11 protein-coding genes are annotated in these 12,832 nt (G+C 67.5%); 2 read left to right on the top strand and 9 right to left on the bottom strand.

Going from position 1 to position 12,832, the window contains the following annotated elements:
• Positions 1 to 101 precede the first annotated feature (101 nt).
• The gene (locus tag ABE957_RS05200; RefSeq protein WP_349757622.1) at positions 102 to 1,046 is read right to left on the bottom strand and encodes a YihY/virulence factor BrkB family protein; all 945 of its coding nucleotides are present in this window, start codon (positions 1,044 to 1,046) and stop codon (positions 102 to 104) included.
• A gap of 144 nt (positions 1,047 to 1,190) precedes the next feature.
• Between ABE957_RS05200 and ABE957_RS05195 the strand changes: the two genes are divergently transcribed.
• Positions 1,191 to 2,279, top strand: coding sequence for a bifunctional nicotinamide-nucleotide adenylyltransferase/Nudix hydroxylase (locus tag ABE957_RS05195; protein WP_349757621.1), 1,089 nt, complete (start codon positions 1,191 to 1,193; stop codon positions 2,277 to 2,279).
• A 187-nt stretch (positions 2,280 to 2,466) separates the two neighbouring features.
• Here the strand turns inward: ABE957_RS05195 and ABE957_RS05190 are convergent, their stop codons facing one another.
• From ABE957_RS05190 to ABE957_RS05160, 7 genes are all read right to left on the bottom strand, one after another.
• Entirely contained in the window at positions 2,467 to 3,384 is a 918-nt protein-coding gene (locus ABE957_RS05190) for a LysR substrate-binding domain-containing protein (RefSeq protein ID WP_349757620.1), read from the bottom strand.
• 94 nt (positions 3,385 to 3,478) lie between these two features.
• Positions 3,479 to 4,921: a cardiolipin synthase gene (cls, locus tag ABE957_RS05185; RefSeq protein WP_349757619.1), complete on the bottom strand. Its 1,443-nt coding sequence runs from the start codon at positions 4,919 to 4,921 to the stop codon at positions 3,479 to 3,481.
• A 369-nt stretch (positions 4,922 to 5,290) separates the two neighbouring features.
• Positions 5,291 to 6,796, bottom strand: coding sequence for a fumarate hydratase (locus tag ABE957_RS05180; RefSeq protein WP_349757618.1), 1,506 nt, complete (start codon positions 6,794 to 6,796; stop codon positions 5,291 to 5,293).
• Between the two features lie 173 nt (positions 6,797 to 6,969).
• On the bottom strand, positions 6,970 to 7,797 hold the full coding sequence (nei, locus tag ABE957_RS05175; protein WP_349757617.1) for an endonuclease VIII: 828 nt from the start codon (positions 7,795 to 7,797) through the stop codon (positions 6,970 to 6,972).
• Between the two features lie 59 nt (positions 7,798 to 7,856).
• The gene (gene uvrB / locus ABE957_RS05170) at positions 7,857 to 9,884 is read right to left on the bottom strand and encodes an excinuclease ABC subunit UvrB (RefSeq protein WP_349757616.1); all 2,028 of its coding nucleotides are present in this window, start codon (positions 9,882 to 9,884) and stop codon (positions 7,857 to 7,859) included.
• 66 nt (positions 9,885 to 9,950) lie between these two features.
• Positions 9,951 to 10,394, bottom strand: coding sequence for an OsmC family protein (locus ABE957_RS05165; protein ID WP_349757615.1), 444 nt, complete (start codon positions 10,392 to 10,394; stop codon positions 9,951 to 9,953).
• Between the two features lie 68 nt (positions 10,395 to 10,462).
• Complete coding sequence (locus ABE957_RS05160) at positions 10,463 to 10,660, bottom strand: hypothetical protein (protein ID WP_349757614.1); 198 nt, start codon at positions 10,658 to 10,660, stop codon at positions 10,463 to 10,465.
• A 150-nt stretch (positions 10,661 to 10,810) separates the two neighbouring features.
• On the opposite strand from ABE957_RS05160, the gene ygfZ reads away from it, so the two are divergent.
• Positions 10,811 to 11,845 carry a CAF17-like 4Fe-4S cluster assembly/insertion protein YgfZ gene (gene ygfZ, locus ABE957_RS05155; protein ID WP_349757613.1) on the top strand — a complete coding sequence of 345 codons (1,035 nt, stop codon included), beginning with the start codon at positions 10,811 to 10,813 and terminating at the stop codon, positions 11,843 to 11,845.
• Positions 11,846 to 11,872: 27 nt separating this feature from the next.
• On the opposite strand, the gene ABE957_RS05150 is transcribed toward ygfZ, so the two are convergent.
• Positions 11,873 to 12,637, bottom strand: coding sequence for a TatD family hydrolase (locus tag ABE957_RS05150; protein WP_349757612.1), 765 nt, complete (start codon positions 12,635 to 12,637; stop codon positions 11,873 to 11,875).
• Positions 12,638 to 12,832: the final 195 nt, after the last annotated feature.

Genomic DNA, 12,832 nt, shown 5'->3' with positions numbered 1-12,832 from the left:
GCGATTGCCGGCCTTCTGCGTTTGTCTCCTGTTCGTCCGTCTCGGTGTACTTTATCGATGTTCTTTATCAGTGCTCTTAACAAGTGCTCGTATCGGCGCCGTCAGGACTCGACGAGATCGTGTCGCTCGAGCAGCTCATGGCGCACCAGCACCGCGGAATTGCGCGGCACCACGCTCTGGCCTCGGGCCAGCAGGTGGCACTTGGTGAAGGCGGCCCCGAACAGCAGGATCAGCGAGCTGTAATAGACCCATAGCAGGATCATCACCACCGAGCCCGCCGCGCCGTAGGTGGAGGCCGTGGCCGTGTAGGCCAGGTAGATGGCGATGCCCCAGCGGCCGATGGCGAACAGCACCGCGGTGACCACGGCGCCGACCAGCACGTCCTGCCAGCGCAGCACCACGTCCGGCAGTACCTTGAAGATGGTGGCGAAGAGCGCGGCGATCACCGCCAGCGACACCAGGAACTCGGCGGCGCTGGTCAGCATGCCCACATAGGGCAAGAGGTCGTCCCCCGCCTGGAGCACGGCGCGCACCGCCACGCCGAGGACCAGCGAGACCAGCAGGATGAAGCCGATGGCCAGCACCACGGCCAGCGACAGCAGACGATTCTGGATGAACTTGAGCGCGCTGTTGCTGCTGGGGCGCGCCGTGACGCCCCACAGCGTGTTCAGCGAGAACTGCATCTGGGCGAAGACGGTGGTCGCACCGACCAGCAGCGCCCCGACGCCGAGCAGCGTCGGCAGCAGGCCGGACTCCTGAATCCTCGACTGGGCCACCGCCTGCTCGATGGCGGCGGCGGCGTCATGGCCCATGGTGCTCTGCAGCTGGGCGACGATCTGGCCCTGGGCGGCCTCCTCGCCGAGCACCACGCCGATCACCGTGACCGCGATGATCATCGTCGGGGCCAGGGAAAAGAGGGTGTAGAAGGCCAGCGACCCGGCGTAGCTGAAGGCGTTGCGCTCCAGCCAGAGCCTCACAGCGTCCTGCACCACATTCCACCAGAACCGCACCGCCTGCGGGATGCGCGTCACGTTTGGCTTGATCACTGGGTTCCCCGCGCTTGTGTCTTTTGTTTCAGCATACCCGAATGGACACCGCCTCGCCGAGGCGCGGGGCGATTGCAGCGATACGCGGGGCTGACCATAATGGCCCCGCCTCACTCCTTCCTCCTCTCTCCGCCAGGAGCCTTCATGACCGCACGACCGGACGACAGCGCTGCCGAATTCGACTGTCTGGTGTTCATCGGCCGCTTCCAGCCGCCCCACCTGGGGCACCTGGCGGTGATTCGCGAGGCGCTGCGCCAGGCGCGTCAGGTCATCGTGCTGGTGGGCTCCGCCTGGCAGGCGCGCTCGCTGCGCAATCCCTGGCGCTACGAGGAGCGGCTGCGCATGCTGCGCAGCGCCTTCGAGGAGGAGGAGAATGCTCGCCTGAAGGTTGTGCCGCTGCTCGACGCCCTCTACAACAACGACGTCTGGGTGCGCGACGTGCAGCGCAAGGTGCGCGACATCGCCAGCCCCGAGCACGCCCGACTGCCGCGCATCGGCCTGATCGGAGCCAGTCGCGGCCAGTCGAGCTACTACCTGGCGCTGTTTCCCCAGTGGGAGTCGGTGAGCGTGCCGCTGGTGGAGGGTATCTCGGCCAGCCGCATTCGCGACCGGCTGTTCCGCTCGGCGGCGTCGGCGGAGGACTACCTGAGCACCCACGCGACCCACGACCTGCCCCCCGGCGTGGTGGCGCGGATCCGCACCTTCCTCGAGGAGTCGACCTACGGCCAGCTGGTCGAGGAGCAGCACCTGCTGGATCAGTATCGCCAGGCCTGGGCCCAGGCCCCCTACCCGCCCATCTTCGTCACCGTCAACGCCGTGGTGGTGCAGTCCGGCCATGTGCTGCTGGTGAGGCGCACCGCCGCCCCGGGCAAGGGGCTCTATGCGCTGCCCGGCGGCTTCATCAGCCCTCATGAGCGGCTGATGGACGCCTGCCTGAGGGAGCTCAGGGAGCGGGTGCGATTGAAGGTGCCGGAGGCGGTACTCAAGGGCTCGCTACGCGGCCAGCGGCTCTTCGACGAGCCCCACCGCAGCTGGCGCGGCCGGACCCTGGCCGAGGCCTTCTACTTCGCGCTGCGCCCCGAGCAGCAGCTGCCCCAGCTCAAGCCGGTCAAGGGCGGCGACCACGCCCGCTGGGTGCCGCTCGCCGACCTCGATCCCGAGAGCCTGTTCGAGGATCACTTCTTCATCATCCAGGACTTCCTGGGTCTGCCGGCGGACTTCGGTGGGCGCTGACAGTTGTCGGCGTGTCCAAAAGGTCGGGATTTTCGAAGCGAGCGAAGAGTAGGTGGGGACGCCGAGTCCGGCCACCGCCGCAGCGCAACGACCGGAGTGTAGCCTGCTACATGAGGATAGGGACGGTCCGACGCTTCGGCACTGCCGGTGGCCGACATATGGAGCGCAGCAGGAAATCACACCTTTTTCAGGCCTGAAGGAAATCCCGGGGCAACTTCATCATCTGCCGCCACAGCTTCTCGACGCCGGGCTTATGCACCAGCGAGCAGCGGTAGAGACGAATCTCCAGCGGCACGTCCCACTGTTCGCCACCGGCGCGCACCAGGCGGCCGTCCTTGAGCTCCTGGCGAATGCAGAAGTCGGGAATCCAGGCCATGCCCATGCCCTGCATCACCATGCCCTTGAGGCCCTCGGCCATGGCGGTTTCGTAGACGGTGCGCAGGCGCATGCGGACCGGGTCGTTCTTGAGCAGCATGCGCACGCTGCGCCCGAGGAAGGCGCCCTGGGTATAGGCCAGGTAGGGAATCGATTCCTGGCCCTCGAGGGTGAAGCGCGGCGTGCCCTGCTCGTCGGGCAGGCAGACGGGCAGCATCTTCACCTGGCCGATGGAGAAGGAGGGAAAGACCTCGGCATCCAGCTGCATGCTGGCGTAGGGATCGTAGTAGGCCAGCATCAGGTCGCAGTTGCCCTCGCGCAGCACGTGGATCGCATCGCCCACGTTCATGGCGACCAGCCGGGTGGGCAGTTCACCGAGGCCCTGCTGCAGGCGGGAGATCCACTGCGGATAGAAACTCAGGGCCAGCGAGTGGGCGGCGACGATGTCCAGCGCCTCGTTGGCCATGGCCAGGCCGCGCAGGTGGCCGAGGCTCTCGTTGAGCTGCTCGACGATGTTGCGGGCGGTGACCAGGAACAGCTGCCCTTCGGGAGTGAGGTCCACCGGCGTGGTGGAGCGGTCGACCAGGGTCACCCCCACCGCCTGCTCAAGGGAGCGGATACGGCGACTGAAGGCCGGCTGGGTGACGTGCCGCTGACGGGCCGAGCCCGAGAAGCTGCGCGTGCTGGCCAGGGCGACGAAGTCTTCCAGCCATTTGGTCTCGAGGTTCACCAGGACTCCCCAGGATATCGAAATGCCTGCCCCCCGGCGGGGAGCTTTTGAAGCCCGCTAATGTACCCCAGCCGGGAGCGCGACCCAAGCCGCATCACTGGATCGGCGAGAGCAGATAGGCCGCCCGGGAGAGCAGCTTGCGCCACAGCGGGCGACGAGTCAGCTCCTCCAGCGTGACGCGACGGCAGTCGCTGAAGTCGCGCTCGAGCATCTGGTGCACCTCGGCGGCGAAGCGCCGATCGGGCACCACCGCGGTGATCTCGAAGTTGAGCCGGAAGGAGCGGTTGTCGAGGTTCACCGTGCCGACGCTGGCGGCGACATCGTCGATCAGCATCACCTTCTGGTGCAAGAAGCCCGGCTGGTAGCGGAAGACCTTGACCCCGGCGCGCAGCATGTCGGGCAGGAAGGAGAACGCCGAGAGGAACACCAGCAGGTGATCGGGACGCTCGGGCATCATGATCCTCACGTCGACCCCGCGCATTGCCGCCAGGCGCAGGGCGTCCTGCACCCCCTGGTCGGGCACGAAGTAGGGGCTGGTCACCCACAGCCGCTCATGGGCGCTGTGGATCGCGTGCTGCACCAGCAGGCTCGCCGTCTCAAGGTGGTCGGCCGGGCCCGAGGGCACAATCACCACGCTCTGGCTCTCGCTCTGCTCGTCGTCCTGACTGTCGGCCGCATAGGGCACAGGGGTCCAGGTGAGCGAGATCATCTCGCCAGTGGCCCAGTGCCAGTCCTCCCAGAAGGCCTCCTGGAGGCCCAGCACGCTGGGGCCGCTGAGCTTCAGGTGGGTGTCGCGCCAGTGGCCGAGACGCGGGTTCTGGCCCAGGTATTCCGTGCCGACGTTGAAGCCGCCGATCCAGCCCTCGCGACCGTCCACCACCAGCACCTTGCGGTGGTTGCGGAAGTTGAGCTGGAAGCGATGCTTGATACCCCGCGAGGAGCGAAAGGCGCTCACCTCCACGCCGGCCAGGCGCAGGTCGCGCAGGTAACGCTCGGGGAGGCTGTGGGAGCCGATCTCATCAAACAGGAAGCACACCCGCACTCCCCTCTCGGCGGCGCGCTGCAGGCGATGCTTGAGTTCGAGCCCCAGGGCGTCATCGCGCACGATGAAGAACTGGATGAGGATATACTCCTCGGCGGCCTCGATGCCGGCGAACAGGCTCTCGAAGGTGGCTTCGCCGTCGACCAGCAGCTCGGCCCGGTTGCCCCGGGTGAGCGGCATCAGGGCGAGCTGCTCCACCGCGCGGATGTCGGCATTGCTGCTGGAAGAGAGATAGGGGGCGAAGCGATCCCGATAGCGGTGCAGCTGGCGGCGCAGCACGCTGTCGCGCTCGCCCCGAGCCAGCACATAGCCGTAGAAGCGCGGGCGGCCGAAGATCCAGTAAGCCGGCACCGCCAGATAGGGCATGGTCAGAAGCGAGATGATCCAGGCGATGGCGCCCTGAGAGGTGCGCGACGACATCAGGGCCAGCACGGCCGAGAGAATGCCCAGCACGTACGTCAGGAAGATTGCCAGGCCGATCAGCCAGGAGGTCATGGTCGGATCCCCGTTCCGTGGGACGACGGCGTGGCCGTCCGAAAACACAATGTCCTGTTGCCTACCCTCCCAGCATACCCCCAACGACGACGGCCCCACCAGATGGCGGGGCCGCAGTACGTTGCTCATGATCACGCCACGGCATATGGCGCCTGCCACAGGCCTGCGCGGGGGCGCTGTGAACCCTTCCTTGGGCGCTACCGACGCCCTGCGGCGCTCTCGCATCCTGCTTCGCTTGCAGGACCGGTGCTGGCCATCCATGGCCAGCCCGTTCGGAGGGATCCTCCTCACCCATGGCGTGGGACCCCCGCTACGACCTGTGGCTGGCATCGTTCGTTCGAGATATTTGCCGCGAACGTTGCCGGCGTATCAGGCCCGTTCGGCGATGATCTCCTTCCACTTGGCGGGCCCGGTCTGATGCACGGAGGTGCCCTGGCTATCGACCGCCACGGTCACCGGCATGTCCTCGACCTCGAACTCGTAGATCGCTTCCATGCCGAGGTCCTCGAAGCCCACCACGCGGGCCTGCTTGATCGCCTGGGCGACCAGGTAGGCGGAGCCGCCCACCGCCATCAGGTAGACCGCCTGGTTGTCGCGGATCGCCTCGATGGCCGCCTCGCCCCGCTCGGCCTTGCCGACCATGCCCAGCAGGCCGGTCTTCTCCAGCATGGTGCGGGTGAACTTGTCCATGCGCGTGGCGGTGGTCGGGCCGGCCGGTCCGACCACCTCGTCGCGCACCGGATCCACCGGGCCCACGTAGTAGATGAAGCGGCCCTGCATGTCGACGGGCAGGGGTTCGCCCTTGCCGATCATGTCGACCATGCGCTTGTGGGCGGCGTCGCGGCCGGTGAGCAGCTTGCCGTTGAGCAGCAGCGTGTCGCCGGGCTGCCAGGTCTTGACCTCCTCCGGCGTCACGCTGTCCAGATCGACGCGCTTGACGTTGTCGCCCGCCTCGCGGGTGATCTCCGGCCAGTCCTCGAGCTTTGGCGCGGGCAGCGTGGCGGCGCCGGAACCGTCCAGCGTGAAGTGGGCATGACGGGTGGCGGCACAGTTGGGAATGATCGCCACCGGCTTGTTGGCGGCGTGGGTCGGATAGTCCTTGACCTTGATGTCGAGCACCGTGGTCAGCCCGCCCAGCCCCTGGGCGCCGATGCCGCTCTTGTTGACCTTGTCGAACAGCTCCAGGCGCAGCTCCTCGGCGCGGTTGGCGGGGCCGCGCGCCTGCAGGTCCTGGATGTCGATGGGATCGAGCAGCGCCTCCTTGGCGATCTGCATGGCCTTCTCGGCGGTGCCGCCGATGCCGATGCCCAGCATGCCCGGCGGGCACCAGCCAGCGCCCATCTTGGGCAGCTGCTCCATGACCCAGTCGACCACGTTGTCGGAGGGATTGAGCATGGCGAACTTGGACTTGGCCTCGCTGCCGCCGCCCTTGGCCGCCACGTGCACCTCGACGGTGTCGCCGGGCACCAGCTTGTGGTGGATCACCGCCGGGGTGTTGTCCTTGGTGTTGGCGCGCTTGCCGTCCGGATCGGCCAGCACCGAGGCGCGCAGCACGTTGTCCGGTAGTTGATAGGCGCGACGCACGCCCTCGTTGATCATGTCGTCGAGGCTCATGTCGGCCTCGAAGCGCACGTTCATGCCGACATGCACGAAGACCGTGACGATCCCGGTGTCCTGGCAGATCGGGCGCTTGCCAAAGGCACACATCCGCGAGTTGATCAGGATCTGGGCGATCGCATCCTTGGCCGCCGGGTTCTCCTCACGCTCGTAGGCCGCGGCCATGGCGTCGATGAAGTCCTTCGGATGGTAATAGGAGATGTACTGCAGGGCATCGGCGACGCTCTGGATCAGATCGTCCTGGCGAATCACGGTCATGGGCAAGGAGCTCCTCGGCATTGTCGGCATGCCCGCCTACGCGCCGGGAAGACGGCGCCTCGGTGGGCCTGAACGGCGGGCATTATACCCTACCCTCGTCCTTGTCGACATTCTCGCCAAAGGTCTCAGTCTAGAGATGTTGCCGAAGACAGATAACGGTATAAACATGGTAATTAACGAGGCTCTGACTGGCAGTCAGGACAGGAGTAGAGACGCCGCGAGGAGACGCTGGTGCGAACGATAGCGGCCCCGCAGGCGTGACACGGCAGGCCGTCACGCTCGAAGACGGCGAAGCGCCAGCGACGCCGAGAGGCGCCTAGTGCACGATCGGCGGATGCCCAGTCGGGACGATTGGTCACCCCGGCCTCGTCGTAGGCCTGACGCGTCACCGAGAGGATGCACTGCGCCAGGCGCGACAGCCCCTCCTCCTCGAGGGATTGGGGGCGTGTACGGTGATGGAGCCCGGCGAAGAACAGGATCTCTGAGCGCAGGTAGTTGCCGATGCCGGCGAACAGCGCCTGATCGAGCAGCAGCCCGCCCAGCCCACGGCGGCGAAAGCGCGGCTCGAGAAGGCGCGCCATGGCCTGCTCCACCGTCACCCCATGGGTCAGCAGGTCCGGGCCGAGACGCGACAGGAACGGGTGCTCGTCGAGCTTCTCCTCGTCCCATAGCGAGACGTCCGAGGCGCTGTAGAGGCTCGCCGCCCTCCCCTCAGCCACCAGGCGCACTCGCAACGAGCGGCCGGTGTCCGGCTCGCGCTCGGCATCGTGCAGCTTCCAGACGCCGTAGAGCTGGTTGTGGGAATAGAGCACGCGGCCGTCATCGAAGCGAGTCAGCAGCGCCTTGCCCCAGCTGTCCACGGCGTTCACTTCGCGGCCAATCAGCGAGGCGGCCTGCCTCGCGAGCTCGGGAAAGGCGAACCAGGCATCGTCGAGACGCCGGCCGGCGAGCTGGCGATGCACGCGGTCGGCGGCGCGGCGAATCTCGGGACCTTCAGGCATGCGGAAACCTCGACAAGGGTCATGGAGAGGCCTCGGTCACCGGGAAAGCCTCGAGCGTATCAGGCGGAACCCAGCATCAGCTGACGCTCCTTGAGCGCGTGCAGGCGATCGCGCAGCCGGGCGGCCTCCTCGAACTCCAGGTTCTGCGCCGCCTCGTGCATGCCATCCTCGACCCGGGAGACCTCCTTGAGCAGCTCTTGGGGCGACAGCTCGGCGGGATCGTAGACCGCCTCGCGCTCGGCGACCTTGCGCTCGCCGCGGCGCCCCTTGCCCTTCCTGCCCGGGGCCTGGGCGGCCTCCATGATGTCGGCGACCGAGCGCGTGACCGTGGTCGGGGTGATGCCGTGGGCCTCGTTGTGGGCGACCTGCTTGGCACGACGCCGCTCGGTCTCCTCCATGGCGCGACGCATGGAGTCGGTGACCCGGTCGCCGTAGAGGATCGCCTTGCCGTGGGCGTTACGCGCCGCGCGGCCCATGGTCTGGATCAGCGAGCGCTCGTTGCGCAGGAAACCCTCCTTGTCGGCATCGAGGATCGCCACCAGCGAGACCTCGGGAATATCGAGGCCCTCGCGGAGCAGGTTGATGCCCACCAGGACATCGAACTTGCCCAGGCGCAGGTCGCGGATGATCTCCACGCGCTCCACGGTGTCGATGTCGGAGTGCAGGTAGCGCACCCGCACGTCGTGCTCGTCCAGGTACTCGGTGAGGTCCTCGGCCATGCGCTTGGTCAACGTGGTGACGAGCACCCGCTCCCCCACCTCGGTACGCGTGCGAATCTCCGAGAGCAGGTCGTCGACCTGGGTGGTGGCCGGGCGCACTTCGATCTCCGGGTCGAGCAGCCCAGTCGGCCGTACCACCTGCTCGACCACCTGGCCGGCGTGATCGGCCTCGTAGGGGCCGGGCGTGGCCGAGACGAAGATCGTCTGCGGGCAGATGCGCTCCCACTCCTCGAACTTCATCGGCCGGTTATCGAGCGCCGAGGGCAGGCGGAAGCCGTACTCCACCAGGGTCTCCTTGCGCGAGCGGTCGCCCTTGTACATGCCGCCCACCTGGGGAACGCTGACGTGGGACTCGTCGATGAACAGCAGCGCATCGGCCGGCAGGTAGTCGAAGAAGGTCGGCGGCGGCGCGCCGGGGTCGCGCCCGGAGAGGTAGCGTGAGTAGTTCTCGATGCCGTTGCAGTACCCCAGCTCCAGCATCATCTCGATGTCGTAGAGGGTGCGCTGCTCCAGGCGCTGGGCCTCGACCAGCTTATCCTGCTTGCGCAGCTGGTCGAGGCGCGTGACCAGCTCGGCCTTGATCTCGTCGATGGCGCCGAGGATGGTCTCCCGCGGCGTCACGTAGTGCGACTTGGGGTAGATGGTCATGCGCGGCACCTTGCCCCGCACCTCGCCGGTGAGCGGGTCGAACAGGCTGATGGTATCGATCTCGTCGTCGAAGAGCTCGACGCGCACCGCCTCGTCCTCGGCATCGGCCGGGAAAATGTCGATCACGTCGCCGCGCACCCGATAGGTGCCGCGCTTGAAGTCCATGTCGTTGCGAGTGTACTGCAGCTCCGCCAGGCGGCGCAGCAGGGCGCGCTGGTCAATCTGCTCGCCGCGAGTGACGTGCAGGCGCATCTTCAGGTACTGGTCGGGATCGCCCAGGCCGTAGATCGCCGACACCGAGACCACGATGATCGCGTCGCGACGCTCCAGCAGCGCCTTGGTGGCGGAGAGGCGCATCTGCTCGATGTGGTCGTTGATCGAGGCATCCTTCTCGATGAAGGTGTCCGACGACGGCACGTAGGCCTCGGGCTGGTAGTAGTCGTAGTAGGAGACGAAGTACTCGACAGCGTTGTCGGGGAAGAACGACTTGAACTCGCCGTAGAGCTGCGCGGCCAGGGTCTTGTTGGGCGCCATCACGATGGTCGGGCGCTGCAGGCGCTCGACCACGTTGGCCATGGTGAAGGTCTTGCCCGAGCCGGTCACACCCAGCAGCGTCTGGTGGGCCAGCCCCGAGTCGAGCCCGCCGATAAGGCCCTGGATGGCGGCGGGCTGGTCACCGGCCGGCTGGAACTTGGACTGCAGACGAAAGGGCTTGCTCATGGCGGCTCCGATGGCGAACCGGACGCCATCACGGCGCCCGGGAAGAAGACGACGCCGGGCGCGGGGTCAGGCGTCGGCGCGGCTAGCGATAGCGGGGCTCTGGTCGACGAGGCGGGTGTTGACCTCCACGGTGGCGGTGGTCATCAGCCGGTGGATCGGGCACTTGTGGCTGATCTCCTCGAGCCGCGCCCGCTGCTTGGCCTCCTCGATGCCGTGGAAGGCCATCGCCACGTCTAGGCGATAGGTCCCGTGACGCTCCTGGCTGTCATCGCGATTGACCGTGACGCTCACGCCCTCGAGCGGCCACTTCTTGCGTCGCGCGTACATCATGGCGGTGATCGCCTTGCAGGCGCCCAGGGAGAGATCGAAGTAGTCGTGGGGATCCGGGGCGCTGCCCTCGCCGCCGTAGGCCTCGGGCACATCGACGAAGAGATCCTCGAAACCGTCCAGCTCGACCCGCTGACGATGGATATGGTTGCGCTCGCTGACGACTTCAATGGTCTTCTTCATGTCACCTCCGGATCACATTCCCTGGAACATCCCCTCGAACACCGACTCGACATCGGGTCGCCGTCCGGTCACTTCACCTCGATGCCGAGCTTGAGGTCCTTGATCGCCTTGATCAGCGCCTCGCGGCGGGCCTTGCCCTCGACTTCCGCGCCGTGGCGGCCGACCTCGACAGTGTCGACGCCGTCGAGCATCATCAGGGCGGTGGTGATGCGGTTGACCTGGTCGGCGTTCTCGACGCCCTGAAAGCTCAGCGACTGTTGGGCCATGGTCGGCTCCTGAGAGGAATGAGAGGTGAATGGGAGCAGGCCACGAGTCTAGCACGCCACCGAGGCACCGGGCAGCGCTTGCAATGCCGCCCCGTCGCCCGCATCTAGCGCAGCATCACGCCCGACACCGAATCACGAGGAGCCCCGCAGATGAAGGATTGGATCGCTGCCACCGGCGGCCGGCAGGAGGCCGGCCATCGCGTGACGTTCGAGACGCCCGCGGCGCCCCGGGTCGCCCTGGAGGCGACGGTGATGACGCCGCTCGCCCACCTCGGGGTGCTCGATATCGAGGGCCCCGATGCCGAGCGTTTCCTGCAGGGCCAGACCAGCGCCCAGGTGACGCTGGCCGACGGCGCCTTCGCCCCGCTGACCTGCTTCTGCACCCCCAAGGGACGCGTGCTGGCCAACGCCCAGCTGATGCGCATCGCCCCGGCACATTTCCGCCTGGTGATGCACGCGAGCCTGGTGGCGTCGCTGGCCGAGCACCTGGCGAAATTCGCCGCCTTCTACAAGGCCGAGCTGCGAGTTCGCGACGACCTGGCCCTGCTCGGTCTGATCGGCCGAGAGGCCCCGGCGCTTGCCGAGGTGCGCTTCGATGCCGCGGCACCCCGGCCCTGGCATCAGGCCGGCGACGAGGCAGTCCAGCTGCTGGCCCACCCCGGGCCGCGCCCTCGCCTGCTGGTGTGCCTGCCGGCCGAGCGCGTCGAAGCGGAGTGGCCGTGGCTCAAGGAGCACGCCACGCCGGTCGACAACGCCGTCTGGCGGCTGCACGACATCCAGGCCGGACTCGCCTGGCTCGACGCCGAGCAGCGCGATACCTACCTGCCGCAGATGATCAACTGGGAGGCGCTGGGCGGCATCAGCTTCAAGAAGGGCTGCTATACCGGTCAGGAGGTGGTTGCCCGCGCTCACTTCCGCGGCCAGGTCAAGAAGCGCCTGGTGCGTGCCCAGCTCGATGGCGGCCTGCTGCCGGAGCCCGGCAGCGCCATCGAGGACGCCAACGACAAGCGGCTCGGCGAGGTGCTGGGTGCCGAGCTGGATGCCTACGGCGAGGCCGAGGTGCTGGCGGTGATGAGCACCAAGGAGCCCGCGCTGCCCCTGCGCTGCGCCGGCCAGAAGCTCAAGCTGCTGAAGTTGCCCTACGCGGTGGAGCGCCTGGATCCGGAGGCGCTGGCGGCTCGCTAGGAGCGTCCGACGAGGAGAGCGGTCCTTCTAGAGGGGAAGTCCGAACAGTCGACGCGCCGTGGCGGTGCTGGCCGCCGCCACCTCGCGTTCCGGCTGGCCGCGAAGTTCGGCCACCGTGCGGCACACCTCGGCGACCCGCGCCGGCTCGTTGCGCTCCCCCTGATGGCCGGCCAGCGGCATGTCGGGGCTGTCGGTCTCCAGCACGTAGCCGTCGTCCGGCAGGGAGGCCACGACGCGCTGCACACGCCTGGCGCGATCGAAGGTCGTCGCCCCGCCGAGGCCCAGCGTGAAACCGAGATCGAGGAAGGCGCGCGCCTGCTCGGGCGAGCCGGCGAAGGCATGGATCAGCCCGCCCGCCGGCAGGTCGAGCTGACGCAGCCGCTTGGCGACCCGGTCGTTGGCATGCACGCAGTGGATCACCACCGGCAGCGCCCTTTCCTTCGCCAGGCGCAGCTGGGCGTCGAACAAGCGCCACTGGGCGTCCCAGCTGTCGGAGAAGCGCGCATCGATGCCGCACTCCCCGACCGCCACGACCTCCGGGTGCGCGTCCAACCACCGCGCCAGCGCCTCGAGATCGTCCGGCGCATGCTCGGCCATGAAGTAGGGATGCAGGCCCAGGCAGACGCTGACGTCCTCGCGCTTCCCCAGCGCCAGCACCCGCCCCCAGTGCTCACGGGTCGTCCCCGGCACCACGAAACGCGCGACGCCCACCGCCCTGGCCCGCTCGATCACCGCCTCGCGGTCGGCATCGAAGTCGGGGAAGTCCAGGTGGCAGTGGGCGTCGATCAGCATAGGGGCAAGCTACAAGGAGCAAGGAGCAAGGAGCAAGGAGCAAGATACCTCTGCTTCCTTGCTCAATGCGAGGGGCGCCGGGGACAGGCCGAAGAGGAGGTCATTTGCCATGGATGGCAAATGTAGCGCCCAGGGAGGGGTTCACAGCGCCTCCTCGCAGGCCTGACCCCGGATCAGCTCCGACCGGGACTGCAC

Source organism: Halomonas pelophila, assembly GCF_040196315.1.
Classification (GTDB): domain Bacteria; phylum Pseudomonadota; class Gammaproteobacteria; order Pseudomonadales; family Halomonadaceae; genus Halomonas; species Halomonas pelophila.
Note: the sequence above shows the minus strand (reverse complement) of the source record. Positions and strands in the feature narration are given on the sequence as shown.